Below are 18,977 nucleotides of genomic sequence, written 5' to 3' on the forward strand. Positions count from 1 at the left end.
GGTTAGCTCTTCATGAATCGTTCGAGCTTAGGTTTAACCGTCATCGACATCACGACCATGATCGCAAGGCCAATGGGAAGTGCGGCAATAAATCCATTAAACCATCCACTGGTAAACGCCGATGTATCCGAAAATCCAATGTTATTTGCCGCTGTTACAAATGCCATCATGGACTCCATTATGAATGCCATGATCAGTCCTACGATCAGGTTGCGAACTTTCTCGCTATAAGTTGTGAACACTCTAGCAACGGCTTTGGTGACTAAAGCCATCATCACCGTGCCCATTGGCATCATGATCACGACAACAAGGGCTAACGAAGAAAGCCAGTTGCCAATAAATTCCTCGCCGAATCCGACATTCATGTAAGTCATCACAGCCGTTAAACTGCCGCCAATCGTCAGCATTAAGCTCATCATGACCAAAACTTTGTATAAAACCGGTGTGCCTTTTTGCTCAGGAAGAGTTGGCGTTAGAGTTGCTTGAATCGTCATATCTATTTCCTGTCTTGAATTTACGAACAATTAAGTTGATAATGTCAACTATAAATACAGTAGTTGATAATGTCAACTATATTTCTAAGGATCGTTTATGTCTGATAACACATCGCTAGAATCAATCTTTCGTCTAGTGCACTCTTTGAAACGTCAAATGAGCGAACAGATTGAGAGCTTAGACTCAGAGATCGCACCTATGAACATTCGTGTCATGAAGATCATTACTAAGAAGTCTCCATGTACCGCTATCGATATCGCACACTTCCTAGATCGTGATAAAGCACAGGTCACTCGGCTCATTAATGCCTTGATCAATCAGGAACTTGTGAAGAAGTCTCCGAACCCGGAAGACAAGCGCAGCCAGTTATTGATTCTGACTGATAAGGGTCAAGAGATCATGAGTAAGGTCTCGGATATCGATCGAGACATGCTGAAGAGAATGACCAAAGGCATGGCCGAAGACGAGTTAGAACAATTCAGAAAAATTGCGAAGAAAATGGCGCAGAACTTAGAAAGCTGATCTTAAAAATAAAACGAAAAAACGCCACCGAATCGTAAGATCGGTGGCGTTTCGTGTATAAGTTGGGTTGTACAGCTTAGTGGTTTAGCTATGTCTATTTGGATGACAGCTCTAATTCGATGCTAGTTTCCACCATGCCTGAACAGGTACAGGCTCTGAGATCACCAAACGTTCACCCATCACCGGGCTTACCATTTGTACATCTCGCTCTTTGCTTATCGCCAGTGCTTGTTCCATTGGGTCTTGCCAATCATGCATAGAAAGGTCGAAGGTACTGTTGTGGATTGGCATCATCACCTTACCTTGCAGATCAATGTGTGCCTGAACACTCTGTTCTGGGAACATATGAATATCCGCCCAAAGTGAGTTATACGCACCCGTTTCAACCATGGTTAAATCAAACGGCCCAAAACGGTCGCCAATCTCTTTAAAGCCATTGAAGTAACCAGAATCACCGCTAAAGAAGACTTTCTTGTCTGAAGCGTTAATAACCCAACTGCCCCACAGTGTTTGGTCACGATCAAGCAAGCCACGACCAGAGAAATGCTGTGTCGGTGTCAACGTGAACTCAATGTCTGAGGCCGTTGCCGATTCCCACCAGTTCAATTCGATGATCTTCTCTTTATCCACGCCCCACTTTTCCAACAGTGCGCCCACTCTTAATGGCACTAAGAACGTCCCTACTTTGTCGGCTAATACCTTCACGGCACCTTTGTCTAAATGGTCGTAGTGATCATGGCTGATCACTACCACATCGATGTCAGGTAGATCTTGCAGTGAGATTGGGGTTGGGTGAAAGCGCTTTGGCCCCATCCATTGCACTGGTGATGCTCGATCACTGAACACAGGGTCAGTCATCACTAGCTTGCCATCTAGCTTCATCATCACACTTGAGTGACCTAAGCGGTACGCAACGTCTTCTGTCTCTTCGATCAATTGCTCGGCTGTCATCGGAATCAAAGGCAATGCAGCACGTGGCACTGGCTCGTTTCTTTCCACAGTCACGTATGCTTTCAAGATTGAAAAAATATCAGACATACCCGATTTGTATTCCAACTCACTGTTAGCAAACTTCTTTGGAAGCTTATCTAGATTGTCGTTTGATTGTGAACCTGTGCTTACGATAGCGACCACGGCAAGTACTCCTAAAATCGGTAATAGATATTTTTTCATTGGTATCTCTTTAACCGTTGGGATAGACCCAACACATAAACTACACCGACTAGTTTATATGCCAAAACCAAAAAGTAAACCACCGAGTGTAATTTTTAATTTATCTAGACGTAAGCGTGTCAAAGTCGATTTTGGAAAAACCAATTTTGGCAACGAGTTAACTTAGTTATTTAGCTAGTAAGAAAGGTTAATCAGCAGACCATACATTCTTGAAATCTGGCCATCCCCAGTTGGTAATGGCCACGTTTTTCAAAATGCCTTGAAAACGCACGGTTTGTAGGTGATGGAACATAGGCACTAGCCAATAATCAGAAATCAACGTCGATGCAACAGGCTCCAACTCTGCCAAGTAATTCGGCAGTTCAACTGAGGCTTTGTGATGATCTAAGCGCTGTTTAAGCCAATCACTGTTCATCTCTCCGAGCGCGGAATGCAATACAGGGTCATTCATCAACCACGAGAACAGCGAAGATGGCGCATTATCATCGAGATTCAGGTTACACAATACCAAATCTTCTTTTAAATCGCCCCGCTGAGAAAGCAGCGCCAACTCTCGAAAGCTATAGGTGTTCACTTCAACTTCCACTCCATGTCGTTTAAGGATGTCCGACACGCAAATCGCACACCGATAAAGGGCATAGTAGTTATATACCGCAATGCTCAATTTCTTAGGCAACTCGCTCTCTCTGGAAGGCGTTCGATACAGCTTCTGCCAACTTGGCAATATGTTCTGAGCCAAAGAGACACTGAATAATCCTTGGTTTTGCTCCAGTTGCGCCAAAATAGCCTGAGGGTTTACAAGGGCTGATAGGTACTTACGTTGCTCGTCGCTTAACGGATTCACTGCTGAGTTTTGATTGAACAGAACAAACAAACAACCATCTTCGATTCGACTACGAAGCCCGTCAGTTTCAGCCGAGACTAGCTCAGTGTCGCTTTTCCCTAATTGGTGAAAACAGGCGGAGTCTTCATAAGGTGACACCTGCATCTGGCTATCATCGAATCGAGCACTACCTGTCATCGACTCTTCAAACTGCCAAATAGTCACTTCATCGGTTAAAGAGCGACACCCGTAAAAGTGTTCGAATGCCGAGAGCTTGATGCGCTCACTATTGGTTTCAACCACTCTGAAAGGGCCAGTACCGATCACAGCATGAGACATTGAGCTCAATGGTAATGGTTCACGCATCACTTGCTCGGCGGGTTGAATCGAATACTTAACACCAGCAAGCAACCCCGCAAAACCTGTGTCCGCTTGGGTTAATTTAAAACTGATCCTTAATGGCTGCTCACTGTAGATGGAAGCGACATGATCTAACTCAGCTTGATAGAAAGGCAGAGCTTGTAGAGCAGTAAACAAAGCAACCAGCTGCTTGGCATCTACTGGCTGACCATCATGAAAAGTCAGACCGGGGCGCAGATAGAAAGTCCAAACCAGTTGCTCTGTGTCATATTCCCAATGGTGAGCTAATTCAGGCTTTAACTCACCTTTACCATTACACGTCACTAGGCAGCTAAAAACCTGTCTTATCAAAAATCGTTCGCTACTGCGGTGTATATGGTGCGGAAACAAATCCTCAAACTTACGCTTATAGGTTAATTGAACGTGCAGCAGCCCTTCACGCATGGTCGCGCCGGAAGTTTCTTGCAGTAAAGAACCAAACACAGCGCGGTCATTATCCAATATGGAAAGTGCTTTTTCGTACTTGCCCTGCTCTATCAGTTTACTTGCAACATGCTGCGCCAACTCTGAATTGCTAAAACGCAGTGTTAAGTTAGAGCGTTGATTCCTGCCAACTTTTGGCTCCCACACCACCCATTCAGCTTGATGCATCTTACCAAGTAAGGTTCGAGCGTGACGCAAGCTTGTAAACAGCATATCCGCTACTTCGGCTAGGGTGACTGAATGAGAAATGTTTGGCTCGAACGACTCTAGCCGCGTGTAGTAACGCATCATGTTTAGATCAGACAAATAATGAACCTTTTAAAGATAGCTCTTCCTAATTAAGCCCATTATAAAACACATTCATCAAAAAGTAGTGTAATGCGACCAAAACAGGAACAACCAATAAAAATAACATCTGTTTTTTAGTTCCTCTTAATTATCCATAATGAACGGGTCAGCAACAAACCATAGGTTGTAAATAAAGCCTAACCAGAGAGAGTAATGACCATGAGAAAATACTATCTTAACAAGCTAAAAAGCACCTGCAGTAAGCTCGAAAGAGAAGCACTACGAACACTTTTAGATCTATGTAACTGGCGTTATTAGTACACTTTTTAGCACCGAGTAAACGCGAGTTGGGTACAACCTAATATGCTCCTACCCCCAATATGAGTTAGGTCTCAACTCGCTTTTCCATTCCAATTCCCCTCTCAAGCCTGCTGTACCAATAGCTCACACAATCGATAAATTTCCGTTGTCGACTCGACAAATTTAATTCGTTTTCTTAGTTGAACGAAAAGCCTTAAGGTTCGCCCCGAAGCAAGCAAGGAGCCTCAGAAAAAACTGAAAGCTCAGCTAACAACTAATTTATTTGCAGTTACCAATCAGGTATTAACTAAGGAAACGCCATGCGTATCGCAATTCTTTCTCGCAACGAAAATCTATACTCTACCGCTCGTCTAAAGCAGGCTGGAGAAGCACGTGGTCATCAGGTCGATGTTATCGACACGTTGCACTGTGATATAGATATCGCGAGTAACAATCCGAAGATTCGCTACATGGGTGAAGAGCTACCTCAATACGATGCTGTTATTCCACGTATTGGCGCTTCCATTACCTTTTACGGAACTGCGGTTGTTCGCCAATTTGAAATGATGGGCACTTTTTGTATCAATGAGTCAGTAGCAATCAGTCGCTCTCGCGACAAACTGCGCTCACTACAACTGTTGTCTCGTAAAGGTATTGGCTTACCAAAAACAGGTTTCGCTAGCCGCCCAGACAAGATTCAAGACCTGATCAAAAACGTAGGCGGCGCGCCACTTGTGATCAAGCTTCTTGAAGGCACTCAAGGTATCGGCGTTGTACTAGCAGAAACAAACAAAGCAGCAGAAAGCGTTATCGAAGCGTTCATGGGCCTAAAAGCGAACATCTTGGTTCAAGAGTTCATTGAAGAAGCAAATGGCGCAGACATCCGTTGTTTTGTTGTTGGCAACAAAGTAATTGCTGCAATGAAGCGTCAAGCTGGTGAAGGTGAATTCCGCTCTAACCTGCACCGTGGCGGCACTGCTCAGCTGGTTAAACTAACCAAAGAAGAGCGCGCAACAGCAATCAATGCAGCGAAAATCATGGGATTAAACCTATGTGGTGTAGATATCCTACAATCTAAGAACGGCCCAGTAGTAATGGAAGTAAACTCTTCTCCAGGCCTAGAAGGCATCGAGAAAGCAACGGGTAAAGATGTAGCAGACATGATTTTCGAATTCATCGAGAAGAATGCAAAACCAAACGCTAACCGTACTCGTGGCAAGGGCTGATTGAATACCGATAACTCATGATTGGAAAGAAAATGAACAATAAAATGATCATAGGGAATACCGAAGCACTTTGCTTACCAGAGTTAGGGATAACTGGACTACATACACGTGTTGATACAGGGGCTAAAACCTCTTCTCTACACGTAGACAATCTACTATGTGTTAAATCAAATGGTGAGAAATTCGTAGAGTTCGACCTTCACCCAGACGTTTATCACCTAGAAGAGACGGTGCGCTGCAAGGCGAAACTGAAAACAAGTAAGAAAATTAAATCATCTAACGGCGAAGTTGAACACCGTTGCGTGATTGAAACCATGCTAAGAATCGGTGGCCAACAATGGCCGATCGATATCACGCTAAGCAACCGTCAAGACATGACTTACATGATGTTGCTTGGACGTCAAGGCATGAGTGACAAAGTGATTGTTGACCCTGCGGGTGAATTCCTGCTGACTCACTAATCCGAGTCATCGTAACCGCTCCACAGGTTATAACTAAAGCTACTCACAACGATATAAGGCCAGTCTCATGACTGGCCTTATTGCTATCTATTTTTCTATTTCTACTTTCAGCTCTGAATACACGACTTTGCATTCAGACTTCTGATCTATTTCTTCGATTTACCATGAGATTGAAAACCAAATCGCCCAATCGATAAAAGTAATTTCTTGGTTTTGATTTTCGTCACTCGCCAATGTGTAACAGGCCTTCTTGGGGCACTCATCAGCAGGTGTTCAAAAGCCTTCTGACTGAAATCGACTTGCCCACCATGCGCCACCAGCAAGGTATCGAGCTGCATGTCATAAATGCGCGATACAGACGCTCGATACTTATTAGGGTGAAAGATAGGAAACGGCGGAATCAGCTTCTTCTTAACCTCGACCATTAAATCGGCAACATAAGCCACGCTGTGTGATGGGCAATAGACCGAGAGATCACGGTCGGTATGGCCCGGTGTTTCAAGAACCAACCAATCATCAAACCCTGGAATACTATCCCCATCAGACAGCTTGTAGTCCGGCTTTAACTTTCTTGAATACCATAGGTTTGCTTTAGGCTTGCCTAAGCGGTTCGCCATCCACCTAGCAAGCGCTAAGTCGGTCAGGTGCATCAAAATGCCATCGATGCCGTGATACCAATCTTTGTCTCGGTTTGCTGCCACCAAGTTACAGCTCGTGAGCTTTCTGAGCTTGTGCGCTGCCCCTGCATGGTCAGGATGCATGTGTGTCACCACAACCGTGTGGAGATCAGAAAAATCACGCATAAGTTCGGTTTCAATAAAAGCCTTCAAATGCGGAATATCGGCTCGACATGCGCCATCGAGCAACAGTAATTTGTCCGGATACTCCACCAAGTACATGTCTTGGATGTAACCTTTAATGGTATGCAGCTGCAAACCCACTCCTTGTGATAATTCAACTGGTCAGACCTACACCATAGCAAACTCATATTTATTTGTAACAAATTTGTTAACTATAAAATCACATCAAAGTACCATGCTCTTCCGCTCTTTTATCGTGACGACAAAATACGTGATTTGTTGACCTAAGTTATTAGGACTATATATGCGCCTCTAATTTATTGTCTGAGTGCTATACATGAACCAATTAATCGATGCTCTTTCTACCCAAGGTTATTTCGTTTGGGATGACTTCTTAACTCATGAAGAAGTGGTGGCATTGAGGGATTGCATTCCAGAGAACTGGAAAAAGGCTAGGATTGGCCGTAACGATGAAGTAACGCGAGAGTCGACCATTCGTAGTGACAAGATTCAATGGGTGCGCCGCGATATGGGTCAGCCAGCATCTCTGTTCCTAGACAAAATGGAACAAATTCGTTTAGCGGCAAACCAAGCGTTCTTTTTGGGTCTGTTCGAGTACGAAGCGCACTTTGCTAAATACGAAAAAGGCGACTTCTACCAGAAGCACTTAGACTGTTTCAAGGGCAATGAAAACCGCCGCCTGACCACTGTGTTCTATATGAATGATGAGTGGACAGAAGAAGACGCTGGTGAACTTGTGGTTTACGACCTAAAAGACAACCACATCGCGACCATTCCACCAAAGTCAGGCCGCTTATTTGTGTTCTTATCTGAACAGTTCCCACACGAGGTACTGCCGACAAACACAGAGCGATTCAGTATTGCAGGTTGGTTCCGTATTAACGGCGTGAAAGACAACCAACTCGATATCGCACACTAGAACAAAGCCGATTATAACAAGCTCTAGCTTATTCAAAGCCTCTCCTTCGAGATAATGCCGTTCGGATAAGCATTATTGCTTGAACCTGAACGGATATTTGGCTGGGACAAAGAGGACTGAACGTGGAAACGTTCGGTCCTTTCTTTTATCTGGAAGAATGAAGTGACTTAAACTGTCTCTCATCCTTTTCAGTTTTACAGGTAGAGTTCCGTCTGGACTTAAAGCTAACCAACGTAATTGCGCATCAATAAGGTTAATTGCGGCGGTAAAACTGACCCTAGTCGCTCGAACCCCGGCTTCTGAAGCTATCTTAACCATCTCTAATCGCACTAAGTTATAGGCAAGTAATACGCCCCAAAGCTCTTGCTTCACACCGGCAGAAAAACGACTTCGTAAAGTGACGTGACTTTGCAGTTGAGTCTGTTTAATTTCACCATAACCTTCTTCTATCTCCCAGCGTTGCCAGTAAATACGCAGCAGGCTTTCTAGCGAGTATCTACTAGGGTCTGTAAGTGAAGTAATAAAACCTTTTATCTCGCCTTTTGGCTCTTGATATAGGACTAATCTAGCTTCCCAACGTGCGGGTAAATTCGGATTCTGCCGTTGAGCTTGAGGAGAGATGGGCATTGAGATGAGCATGTCGTTCTCCGCATATTTCTCCAACACTTCATAGCGTAGCTTACGTTTTGCAGGCATTAACCAGTGAGCATTTTCCGCACTCTCTTGCCACGACAACAAGAGGTCTGCCGAGAAATAACAACGATCAAATAAGGTCAATGAATGTGCGGGGATATCATTGAATAGACGCTTAGCTAAGGTCGTTTCACCGACATGACAGCCATCAAAAGCCGCCCCCATAATCATTCGAGTTTCTGTTGACATCAAAGCGACTAAACGAAGTTGAGGGTAAGGTTTCAATTTTTTAGAGATGAACCCAAATTCTTCAGCGTTCTCTGGGGAATCTTGGCACCTAAATGTTGTTCCATCCACAGCAAGAACATTAAGCTCTAAGTCTTTATCTTGTTGAAGGATATCTCCGTTCCAAGCCTTTACCGTTGTGTGAAACAGAGCCGCTAATGGACTCTCATCTAGACGTCGGCGTGAATCAGTTAGGACACTAGGTGCAACACGAGACCAGCTATCTTCAGGTTTAGGCTGAAGCGCAATGTCTAATGAACTGCATACCTCTTTGATAGACATGTTGCGTTGCAGCCCCATCCAAATAACTAACCAGACAGCTTGCTGAGCGGGAAGCCGACGTCGTCTTATGCTCGCTTTATTGGTTTCAAGAAGAGCTTGTTCTATCCACTCAATCTGAATGGCGTCGACGACAGATTCATAATTGTCGGCATCTTCAATGGTCTCGTGTGCCATTGCTAATTCTTGTTCAAGCATAAAAAATCCCCATCAACGTTGTTGATGGGGATTATCTGCTAACTGCAAGATCGTTCAAGTCTTCTTAAACGATCGGCATTATCTCCTTCGAGAGGCTTTTTTATGGAACAAATATTGAGCGAGTATTGAACAACATACCTCTTAAAAACCGCACGCAATAAATATTAAAACCATCAATAACTTTTCTCTTAAATGAAATCGAAATGAATCTTTCATATCAGTGAAACGGTTTAGCCACTTAAGTGAAATACGCCCTGTTCAAGATAGCTTCAAACGACACCCCTACCGTCTCGTTAACACTCTAATTCAATACCTCTACATCGATTTCATCCAAAAGGAAAAGAAGATGAATAAGCTAATTTTGGCAGGCGTTCTTTCCGCAACAGCGGCAATGCCAGCGTTCGCAACGACTCAAGTCACTTGGTGGCACGCAATGGGCGGCCAACTTGGAGAAACCGTCAATAAGATTGCGACTGACTTTAATGCGTCACAAGATGATTACAAGATCACGCCAATCTATAAAGGTTCATACACAGAGACCTTAACAGCGGGTATCGCGGCATATCGAGCAGGCGAAGCTCCTAACATTCTACAAGTATTCGATGCCGGTGCTGCAACCATCATGAACGCGAAAGACGTCGCGAAACCGGTACAGGATATTCTGGTTGAGTCTGGATACAACTTTAATTCGAACGACTACCTAGCGGGCGTTCGTAACTTCTATGCAGACAGCCAAGGCAAGATGATTGGTATGCCTTTCAACAGTTCGACCCCAGTTCTTTACTACAACAAAGACCTTCTTGCGGAAGTAGGTGCCGACGCGCCTAAGACTTATGAAGAGTTAGAAGTGGTGGCCAAGAAGTTGAAAGCAGAAGGCCACATTGCGTTTTCTCAATCTCTAACGCCATGGATCATGTTCGAGAACTTCAAGTCTCGCCATAACCTGCCAGTCTCTGACCAGAACAACGGCTACGACGGCCTATCCACTAAAATCATGTTCAACACCAAAGACATGATGATGCACGTTAGCAAGATGAAAGAGTGGTCAGATCTAGGTTACTACAAGTATTACGGCAGCGACTGGGATGCAAACCAAACCCCTTTCGAGCGCCAAGAAGTGGCGATGTGGATGGGTTCTTCAGGCTCATTCGGTGGCTTACGTAATCGCGTACCTTTCGAACTCGGCACCACATACCTTCCATACTGGAAATCGGTTAACCCAGACGCAGGCTTAACCTTCATTGGCGGTGCTGCTCTGTTTGCACTCAATGGCCATGACCAACAGCAAGACAAAGGTGTAGCAGCGTTCTTTGATTACCTGACGAAGCCTGAAACTCAAGTCTACTGGCACAAAACCACTGGTTATGTACCTGTAACAACGGCTGCCTATGAGCTAGCGAAAGAGTCTGGCTACTACAACGAACAACCAGATGCAGAAGTGGGCGTTAAGCAGCTAAGCCTAAAATCGGGCGAATGGACTAAAGGTTACCGCTTAGGTTACTACCCTCAAATTCGTGAAGTGATGCATCGTGAATTCGACAATATCTTCGCCGACCGCTCTAGCGTCGAGAACAGCCTAGATAAAGTCGAAGATGAGAGCAGCAAACTGCTGAAACGCTTCGCTCGTACGATGAACTAATTTGGCTTAATAAACCAAAGCCGTTCATTGCTCCTCACCACTTGTCACTGCGTCATTAAAAACGTAATGGCAAGGTGTGAGGAGATTCTTCACTAGCGCCATTTCTTGCTCCAAAAACTACAACTCAACTGGATGCATTCCTTTGCTATAGCGCGAGTGCTCACCGTAACTAACAGTGATAACAGTCACTAATTTTTGGGGATTACCCTGTGGAACGACGTCAGCAATTCTTTTACTCTCCGCTGCCTTACCTATTTTTGGCGCCTCAGATACTCATCATTGCGGTTTTCTTTATCTACCCAGCGACAAAGGCAGTTTACCTGTCCTTCATGCTAGAAGACCCTTGGGGCACCTCTTCCATCTTCGTGTGGTTCGAAAACTATCAGATGCTATTCGAATCGAGCGAGTATCTGAACTCGATTGGCTTCACATTAATGTTCGCAATCGTGGTCTCTTTCTTATCGCTTGCCTTAGCGCTGCTGCTCGCGGTTAAAGCCGACAACATCATTCACGGACAAGGCGCTTACAAGGTCACTCTTACTTGGGTTTACGCGGTTGCTCCTGCGATTGCAGGCGTAATCGGTGCTTTCTTGTTTAACCCACACATTGGCGTGTTTACCGAGATATTTGCGGTTATAGGCTGGGACTTTAGCTTCCAAACCGACCCTTTAGATGCCACGTTTGCTCTGATTTTGGTTTCGGTTTGGAAACAGGTTTCGGTGAATTTCATCTACTTTCTGGCTGGGCTTCAATCGATCTCTTACGCCGTAAAAGAAGCGGCGATGCTCGATTGCGTCAGCGACTCGAAACGTTTCTGGACCATCACTTTCCCACTACTCGCGCCAACTGGTTTTTTCCTACTGGTCATCAACCTCACCTACTCCTTCTTTGAAACCTTTGGCGTAATCGACACCATGACCAATGGCGGCCCGGGTGGCGGTACAACTTCGTTAGTCTACAAAGTGTATCGAGATGGTTTTGTTGGCGCAGATTTAGGCGGCAGCTCCGCACAATCTGTTGTGCTGTTACTACTGGTACTCACTCTCACATTCATCCAGTTTCGCGTTGTAGAAAAGCGTGTTCACTACTAGCCCATCACAGCTGGATTTTAACGCGACAGGAGTTATTTATGAAAAGTAATAAGGTCTCTGACCACCTAATTTTAATTGCTGGGATGCTGTTTATGTTGGTCCCTATCTGGCTAATCTTTGCCAGCTCGACGCATAACCCGAACACCATTGTCAGCGAAGGCCTGCAATGGCTACCGGGCGATAACTTTACGGCTATTTATAGCGAAGCTTGGAACAAGAGTATGGGCTTCAGTGGCGAAGTCACCGCCAGTAAAATGATCGCCAACTCAATGATCATGGGGCTAGGTTTTGCGATCGGTAAGATCATCATTTCGATGATGGCGGCGTATGCTTTGGTCTACTTTCGACTGCCTTATGCTACAGCTTGGTTCTGGTTGATATTCGTGACGCTGCTACTGCCATTAGAGGTTCGTATTATCCCTTCCTATGAAGTTGTCGCAAGGCTTGGGCTGCTTAATAGCTACACAGGTTTAATTCTGCCTTTGATCGCCTCAGCCACCGCGACGTTCTTTTTTAGGCAATTCTTCAAAACCATCCCCGATGAATTGTTAGAAGCCGCACAGTTAGATAACGCGGGGCCATTTCGATTCTTTGTCGATATCTTGCTGCCTCTTTCTAAAACCATGATCGCCGCGATCTTCATCATCATGTTTGTGGTGGGTTGGAACCAATACCTGTGGCCAATCATGATGACCACAGACGAAGGCTACAACACCATCGTGATGGGCATAAAACAAGTACTCAACAACATCAATGAAACCAGTTTACCGCGCTATGACTATGCTTTCGCTATGGTGATTTTAGCCATGTTGCCACCCGTATTAGTGGTGGTTGTATTTCAGCGTTGGTTTGTAAAAGGGCTAGTAGAAAGTGAAAAATAATAACGACACAACTCAAATGAACAATAACCGCATTCAATCTCTCAATGAGTACAAGACATCTCACCAGCCTTCTCACCAAGCTATCCACAAAAATACAGAGGACACCTCGATGCCAAACCTAAAGCAGACGCTAGCGCACAACCAAGCCACTCACGATCGTACGCGTAAAGCTCCCACCATGTTGGGTATCAAAAACTTGGTCAAGACGTATGAAAACGGCCATCAAGCCGTCAAAGGAGTCTCTCTTGATATCGATGAGGGTGAGTTCCTTGTTTTGGTGGGTCCTTCTGGTTGTGGCAAGTCTTCTATTTTGCGTTCCATTGCGGGTTTAGAAAGCATCTCTGGCGGTGAGATACACTTGGGTGGTCGTCGGGTTGATACAGAGAAACCTGCCCTGCGTGATATCGCGATGGTCTTCCAGAATTACGCGCTCTACCCTCACATGACGGTGTATAAAAACCTCGCTTATGGCTTAAAGAACCGAGGTGTCAGTCAGCACCTTATTGAAGATAAAATTGAGAAAGTCGCCAAAACGCTGAAGATCGAAGAATACCTAGACCGCAAGCCAGCCAAACTTTCTGGTGGTCAACGTCAACGTGTTGCTATGGGGCGAGCGATCGTTCGCGACCCACAGCTGTTCTTGTTTGACGAACCTTTGTCTAACCTAGATGCCTCGCTACGTGCCCACATGAGATTAGAAATCAAAAAGCTGCAACGCGAGCTTGGCGTGACCAGTGTTTACGTCACTCATGATCAAGTTGAAGCCATGACACTGGCTGACAGAATTGTGGTACTCAACAACGGTCAAATAGAGCAAGTCGGGACACCAAGAGAGGTCTACCACCAGCCAGCCAGTACCTTTGTGGCAAGCTTCATTGGCAGCCCAGCGATGAATTTCTTACCAGCAACACTCGACGACGGCTACCTTGAGATTGGCGACCAGCAAATGTACTTGCCCGAATACGCCCACGTAAAAAATACAGCCATCACACTTGGTATTCGCCCAGAACACTCTGAGGTTTGTGCCGATTTAGTCATGAACGCGCTGCCGCTTGAATTACGCATCAGTGTGGTTGAGCCTTTAGGGCCAAATCAATTGGTTCATGGCCTTGTGAACGAACAACCCTTTATTGCAGTAACACCCGAAACGACGCTGTGCCAAGCCGTCCCTCTCGGGCTAAGCATCGATAAATCCAACCTGCATATTTTTGACAATCTTGGCAAACGCATTCACCCAAATAACTTCACATCACAGGAGTCACACGAAGATGCGACAAGCTTAACGACGGCTCTAGCTTAATCGAGTACACTGATATTTAATGCGTTTTTACGGTGCGTCTTTAAGAAGGATTAATTATGTCGTCTATCATCGTAGGTCATCGGGGGGTCGCAGGTACTCACCCAGAAAATACCAAAGCAAGCATTGAACAAGCGGCTAAACTCGGCTTGAAATGGATTGAAGTTGATATTCAGCCCACTCAAGATGACCAACTGGTCGTTTGTCACGATCACACGCTTGAGCGCTGCAGCGATGGCAAGGGTCGAGTTGATGAACACACCCTTGCTGAACTGCGTCAGCTCGATTTTGGCAGTTGGAAGTCTGAGCAGTTCGCTGGAGAAAAAATACTGACGTTGGAAGAGTTACTCGCACTTGTTGAGCAGCATGATCTTAGCGTCAACCTCGAAATCAAAGTCGACAGCCGACATCAAGCCCCTTATGTCGTTGATTTGCTGCACGACGAGTTGATTCGCTCAAATCTAGACACCGATAAGGTCTTACTTTCGAGCTTCAGCCATCAAGTCGTTGCTGAAATGGCTCGCCATTTACCGAGATATCGAGTGGGAGTAATCACAGAGCAACTGACTCAAGATGATCTTATACTCATCAATGAGGTCAAAGCGTTCAGCTGTCACATGAACTATGAACACGTTGATCAGAGCGATCTTGACACACTCAACGAAGCGAACATTCAAGCATGGTGCTACACCGTAAATGATCCGTCTCGCTTCAAATTTCTCTCAAAAGTAGATGCTGTATTTACTGATTTTCCGAATCAATTCAACCCTATAAATTGACCTCGTAAATACCGAAAAAGTACCCCCTGAGAGACTTTAAAATTAACCCTGAAAAACCTGAAAATTAGGTAGCAAACACAAGTGAGTAGGAGTACATTCCGCTACTCACTTAGTTTCACTAGCTCGCCTTATTAGACAGCTTCATTGGTTACTTAATTTATGGATCTCATTTTTAGTCCAACCTTCCCAATTTTGGGTGCAATCTTCATTTTCGCCGCTATTGTTCGTGGCTTCTCAGGTTTTGGTTTCACCTTAGTGGCATTGCCATTGAGTGCGTTATTCGTGCCTGTTATCGAACTGGTTCCTGTTTTCATGCTGATCGACCTGTTAGGCAATATCCAATTGCTGCCGAAGGTTAAACATCACGTAAATTGGCGATGGGTTTCAAAGGTATTTATCCCTTGTTTGGCCTTCACGCCCGTCGGCTTGCTGTTGCTCAAATCCGTTAGCCAAGACACGATCATCTTGATCATCAGTGCCTTCATTTTTGCGTCAGCAATCATGATCTACAAAGGGTTCCAATACAAAAGCGAACCTAGATTTGCTCCCTATATTCTAGGCAGTCTTGCGGGGGTTATGAATGGCGCGGCTTCAATGTCAGGCCCTCCGGTTGGCACGCATGCATTGGCAAGTCCTGTCGCACCACACATTGCCAGAGCCGGCCTGATTGCGTTCTTTGTACTAGCTGATTCCAGCGCCTTTGTTACGGCCTCTATCGCAGGGTTAGTCGATCGTGATGTGGTCTGGCTTACTCTAGCACTCTTACCAAGCAGCATGTTTGGCGGCTATGTCGGTTCAAAATTGTTTGAGAGGTTTGGTGGGGCGAAGTTCAAGCCAGTCACGATTGCACTGCTCATTGTGATAGCTATCTTCAGTGCGGGTCGAGTCTTACTGTAACTGGCTCTAGCGCTGATTTCGGCAATTGTTTTTGAGAGTTGTTTCGAGAGTTGTTCAGGGAAATTGGGTACCGATAGCTACCATTCAATATGGATAGGGGTACCCATTTTTACGAGTTGAATGAACTCATCCATATCTTGATTGGTTAACGCAATACAACCATCCGTCCAATCGAAGCTTTGTATAAAACTAGGTGAACGACGCTCACCATTCTTGATTCCGTGAATCTTGATATTGCCCCCAGGATCAACATCATTTTTTTGTGCCCACTGCATATCTGATGATCGCGGGTAGTTGATATGCACCGAGCGGTAGAAGTCTGATTCTTCCATCACATAATCGAGCTGGTATTGCCCTTCTGGCGTTCGGTTGTCCCCTTCAAAACGCTTATGCCCTTTCGGTTGTTTACCTAGCGCAATACGAAATTCCTGAACCACTTCCTCCCCTTTGAGCAGATACATTCTACGTTTAGATTTGTCGACTTTAACTAAGGTGACTACTTGCAATAACGGGTCTATGCCAGAAGACGCGTCAGGTAGAGTGTAAAACTCTTGAGAGGAACTTTGAGGTTGACCTAATGAAGAGCTTTGAGAGGGATCTAGTGAAGAGCGTTGAGAAAGCTGGGCGACCTTTTGTTGAGAGTCCCCTTCAAGAGCATCGTCCATAACAATGACATGCTTTGCATTCGCGGTGACCGATGACGTAGGTGTGCGATTAGAATGGGAAGGTGATGACTCAAATACAATAGTTTCGATAGCGGTCGCATCAGACACAATTTTCTCGACCACGACTTGCTCCGCATAACCGAGCGAAGTAAAAAAGAGTAAGCACAACGATAAAGGCCAAATCAAACGCACCCTTAAATCTCCTCAAAACGCATGGACATGGTTCGAGATTGAGTTTCCATCCCTAACGACTCATAAAAACCCTGAGCTTGCTGGTTGAACTCCATCACTTCTAACCTAAGCTCGATAGCACCGCTCGCTTGAGCCCACTGATTGAATGACTTCATTAAAGCTCGACCGACACCTTGGCTTTGAACTTGATCGTTAACCACAATCGTATTCACTCTTGCCACCTTATGCGGCTGAATAAAGCTCACCCCCTTGTTCTGTGTCACCTTCCCGGCTAAGAAGCCAACCACTTGTTGCTCATCAACGGCAACGAAGAAAGCCCCTACAGGATCGATCATCAACCCTAACCAGTACTCTTCACTGTCGGTAAAACCCAACGAAGGTGGCGCAAATACCATTGGGGCACCAAGATGATGTTGACGATTTATCTGCTCTGAGAGCTCTAAGATCGAGCTTATATCAGTGACCTTGGCAGTCCGGATTTGCATATCATTACCTTATTTGAATTCACTAATACCTTAGCAAAAATGGCTTGGTTGTGCACCGTTGTACTGGTCAACCCAGACGTTCTGTGAAGGCTGATTATTAATATTAGGCACTATGTTTAGGAAAATTGTTCCGTAAATCTCAGGCACATTGCCAGCCGTTGAGTGCTACTATCTCTGCAGAATCAATACACTAACTATTGGACACCTATATGATTAAGTTTGCTGTAATTGGAACGAATTGGATTACACAAAAGTTTGTTCAAGCTGCTCACGAATCTCAATCGATGCAACTTGCAGCGGTTTACTCTCGAAATCTAGACAGTGCGGCACAGTTCGCCCAAGAGTTTGACGTTGAAACGACGTATAACTCACTCGACGCATTGGCCAATGACAAAACGGTTGAAGCCGTATACATCGCTTCACCGAATTCACTCCATTGCGAACAGTCCATCTTCATGATGGAGCACGGCAAACATGTCATCTGTGAAAAGCCTGTCGCATCGAATATTGATGAAGCAACCCGAATGTTTGAGGTCGCTCAGAAGAACGGTGTGGTGATGTTTGAGGCGTACAAGTCTCAGTTTCTGCCGAACTTTAAGCAAATTCAACTTGGTTTAGAAAAGATTGGCAAGGTACATAAGGCACACGTCAACTACTGCCAGTATTCATCGCGCTACCAAAAATACTTAAATGGCGAGAACCCAAACACCTTCAACCCAGCTTTTTCTAACGGCTCATTGGTCGATATTGGCTTCTACTGTGTTGCCGCGACAGTCGCGTTATTTGGTAAACCTGAAAATGCACAGGCTTCTGCAAAGCTGCTTGATTCAGGTGTCGATGCTCATGGCTGTGCGATCTTCCAATACCCTGAGTTTGATGTGACCCTTGCGCACTCCAAAGTCAGTGACTCTTATACGCCAAGTGAGATCCAAGGTGAACTAGGAGCGATCATTATCGATCACATCGCCGAATGCACCGACATTAAGATCCGCTACCGCGATGGTAGTGTTGAGAGCCTAACCCAAGCGCAAAGCGAAAATTCAATGTGTTACGAGGCGCAAGCCTTTGCTAGTTGCATTGCTGGAGACAACACAACACAAGCGCAAGCCCAACAGCGCGCTTTAACGGTTGCTAAGTTAATTACAGAGATGCGCCAACAAGTTGGTGTCGTTTATCCGGCAGACAAATAACATTGCTAAATGAGTTAACAAACTGATTTTTAAGAAATACTGTTTTATGCATAACTAAATTTAATCTTTACGACAAATAACCGGATTAGTTGATTTGGGTGCCATCTGTTTAAATCCGCGTTCGATATCTATCGTATTTATTTAATTTATTGAAGGTGTGTAAAGTGTTTTCAGTTGACGATCGCGTTGTAGCAACAAAAGGTGTTGAGCTTGGTGAAATGGTAGTGACTGGCCTAAGTGCTGGTGGTGGCTACGTTCACGTTACAACGGTAGAAGGCGCAATGACGCTTACTTACCCAGCGCAAGATCTTAAAAAAGCATAGTTTAACCACTCTGCCCTTTTAGTAGTCACTCTACTAAAGGTAACAAAATTGAGGCTTTGGCTGACTTCACTCTTCTGCATTAGAGTAAGCAGCCAGAGCCTTTTTTATGCCCGTCATTTACCCACCAGCTTTCTCATTAGCTTACTCGTTACAATAAAACCGCACTCAACTGACAATAGAATTAGGCAACGAGTTTCTACACTAGGTGCTTATTCTCATCGTTCTCTTGATATTCCCGTGCACTTAATCGCAGTGAATAGTTCTTGTTAACA

The 18,977-nt window shown here is 45.0% G+C and carries 19 protein-coding genes; 12 read left to right on the forward strand and 7 right to left on the reverse strand.

What is annotated here, in order from left to right; genetic code table 11:
• Window positions 1-2: 2 nt before the first annotated feature.
• Entirely contained in the window at window positions 3-494 is a 492-nt protein-coding gene (locus AB4329_RS09320; RefSeq protein WP_017081271.1) for a DUF2798 domain-containing protein, read from the reverse strand.
• A 97-nt stretch (window positions 495-591) separates the two neighbouring features.
• Here AB4329_RS09320 and AB4329_RS09325 point away from each other — a divergent pair, with 97 nt between their 5' ends.
• Entirely contained in the window at window positions 592-1,017 is a 426-nt protein-coding gene (locus tag AB4329_RS09325; protein ID WP_372138115.1) for a MarR family winged helix-turn-helix transcriptional regulator, read from the forward strand.
• Window positions 1,018-1,128: 111 nt separating this feature from the next.
• On the opposite strand, the gene AB4329_RS09330 is transcribed toward AB4329_RS09325, so the two are convergent.
• Complete coding sequence (locus tag AB4329_RS09330) at window positions 1,129-2,190, reverse strand: MBL fold metallo-hydrolase (protein WP_029235615.1); 1,062 nt, start codon at window positions 2,188-2,190, stop codon at window positions 1,129-1,131.
• 187 nt (window positions 2,191-2,377) lie between these two features.
• On the reverse strand, window positions 2,378-4,162 hold the full coding sequence (locus AB4329_RS09335) for an SgrR family transcriptional regulator (RefSeq protein WP_372138116.1): 1,785 nt from the start codon (window positions 4,160-4,162) through the stop codon (window positions 2,378-2,380).
• 602 nt (window positions 4,163-4,764) lie between these two features.
• On the opposite strand from AB4329_RS09335, the gene rimK reads away from it, so the two are divergent.
• Window positions 4,765-5,670 carry a 30S ribosomal protein S6--L-glutamate ligase gene (gene rimK, locus AB4329_RS09340; RefSeq protein WP_004740040.1) on the forward strand — a complete coding sequence of 302 codons (906 nt, stop codon included), beginning with the start codon at window positions 4,765-4,767 and terminating at the stop codon, window positions 5,668-5,670.
• A gap of 32 nt (window positions 5,671-5,702) precedes the next feature.
• On the forward strand, window positions 5,703-6,131 hold the full coding sequence (locus AB4329_RS09345) for a RimK/LysX family protein (RefSeq protein WP_004740039.1): 429 nt from the start codon (window positions 5,703-5,705) through the stop codon (window positions 6,129-6,131).
• A gap of 146 nt (window positions 6,132-6,277) precedes the next feature.
• On the opposite strand, the gene AB4329_RS09350 is transcribed toward AB4329_RS09345, so the two are convergent.
• Window positions 6,278-7,066: an MBL fold metallo-hydrolase gene (locus tag AB4329_RS09350; protein WP_104216066.1), complete on the reverse strand. Its 789-nt coding sequence runs from the start codon at window positions 7,064-7,066 to the stop codon at window positions 6,278-6,280.
• Between the two features lie 202 nt (window positions 7,067-7,268).
• Between AB4329_RS09350 and AB4329_RS09355 the strand changes: the two genes are divergently transcribed.
• Window positions 7,269-7,871, forward strand: coding sequence for a 2OG-Fe(II) oxygenase (locus AB4329_RS09355; protein WP_050711798.1), 603 nt, complete (start codon window positions 7,269-7,271; stop codon window positions 7,869-7,871).
• Window positions 7,872-7,943: 72 nt separating this feature from the next.
• Here the strand turns inward: AB4329_RS09355 and AB4329_RS09360 are convergent, their stop codons facing one another.
• A complete protein-coding gene (locus AB4329_RS09360) occupies window positions 7,944-9,266 on the reverse strand; it encodes an IS4-like element ISVbsp1 family transposase (protein WP_009845967.1) in 1,323 nt (440 codons plus the stop codon).
• 346 nt (window positions 9,267-9,612) lie between these two features.
• Between AB4329_RS09360 and AB4329_RS09365 the strand changes: the two genes are divergently transcribed.
• The 6 genes from AB4329_RS09365 to AB4329_RS09390 all read left to right on the forward strand — a co-directional run bounded on the left by AB4329_RS09365 (window position 9,613) and on the right by AB4329_RS09390 (window position 15,850).
• The gene (locus AB4329_RS09365; protein ID WP_372138117.1) at window positions 9,613-10,905 is read left to right on the forward strand and encodes an extracellular solute-binding protein; all 1,293 of its coding nucleotides are present in this window, start codon (window positions 9,613-9,615) and stop codon (window positions 10,903-10,905) included.
• Window positions 10,906-11,114: 209 nt separating this feature from the next.
• Window positions 11,115-11,996 carry an ABC transporter permease subunit gene (locus AB4329_RS09370; RefSeq protein WP_372138119.1) on the forward strand — a complete coding sequence of 294 codons (882 nt, stop codon included), beginning with the start codon at window positions 11,115-11,117 and terminating at the stop codon, window positions 11,994-11,996.
• Window positions 11,997-12,034: 38 nt separating this feature from the next.
• On the forward strand, window positions 12,035-12,877 hold the full coding sequence (ugpE, locus tag AB4329_RS09375; RefSeq protein ID WP_372138121.1) for a sn-glycerol-3-phosphate ABC transporter permease UgpE: 843 nt from the start codon (window positions 12,035-12,037) through the stop codon (window positions 12,875-12,877).
• Complete coding sequence (locus tag AB4329_RS09380) at window positions 12,867-14,177, forward strand: sn-glycerol-3-phosphate import ATP-binding protein UgpC (RefSeq protein WP_017079571.1); 1,311 nt, start codon at window positions 12,867-12,869, stop codon at window positions 14,175-14,177. The genes ugpE and AB4329_RS09380 overlap by 11 nt, the downstream gene beginning before the upstream one ends.
• Window positions 14,178-14,233: 56 nt before the next feature.
• A complete protein-coding gene (locus tag AB4329_RS09385) occupies window positions 14,234-14,953 on the forward strand; it encodes a glycerophosphodiester phosphodiesterase family protein (RefSeq protein WP_372138123.1) in 720 nt (239 codons plus the stop codon).
• A gap of 159 nt (window positions 14,954-15,112) precedes the next feature.
• On the forward strand, window positions 15,113-15,850 hold the full coding sequence (locus AB4329_RS09390) for a sulfite exporter TauE/SafE family protein (protein ID WP_017079569.1): 738 nt from the start codon (window positions 15,113-15,115) through the stop codon (window positions 15,848-15,850).
• A gap of 77 nt (window positions 15,851-15,927) precedes the next feature.
• Here AB4329_RS09390 and AB4329_RS09395 read toward each other — a convergent pair whose 3' ends face one another.
• Window positions 15,928-16,707 (reverse strand): murein L,D-transpeptidase family protein, encoded by a 780-nt coding sequence (locus tag AB4329_RS09395; protein ID WP_372138124.1) that lies wholly within the window; start codon window positions 16,705-16,707, stop codon window positions 15,928-15,930.
• Between the two features lie 2 nt (window positions 16,708-16,709).
• Window positions 16,710-17,192, reverse strand: coding sequence for a GNAT family N-acetyltransferase (locus tag AB4329_RS09400; RefSeq protein WP_004733067.1), 483 nt, complete (start codon window positions 17,190-17,192; stop codon window positions 16,710-16,712).
• Between the two features lie 209 nt (window positions 17,193-17,401).
• Here AB4329_RS09400 and AB4329_RS09405 point away from each other — a divergent pair, with 209 nt between their 5' ends.
• Both AB4329_RS09405 and AB4329_RS09410 read left to right on the forward strand, forming a co-directional pair.
• On the forward strand, window positions 17,402-18,382 hold the full coding sequence (locus tag AB4329_RS09405; RefSeq protein WP_017079567.1) for a Gfo/Idh/MocA family protein: 981 nt from the start codon (window positions 17,402-17,404) through the stop codon (window positions 18,380-18,382).
• Window positions 18,383-18,546: 164 nt separating this feature from the next.
• Window positions 18,547-18,705 carry a hypothetical protein gene (locus AB4329_RS09410; RefSeq protein WP_004733064.1) on the forward strand — a complete coding sequence of 53 codons (159 nt, stop codon included), beginning with the start codon at window positions 18,547-18,549 and terminating at the stop codon, window positions 18,703-18,705.
• Window positions 18,706-18,977 lie beyond the last annotated feature (272 nt).

The sequence above is a fragment of the Vibrio sp. 10N.261.54.A5 genome (assembly GCF_041471145.1).
Lineage (GTDB): Bacteria > Pseudomonadota > Gammaproteobacteria > Enterobacterales > Vibrionaceae > Vibrio > Vibrio crassostreae_C.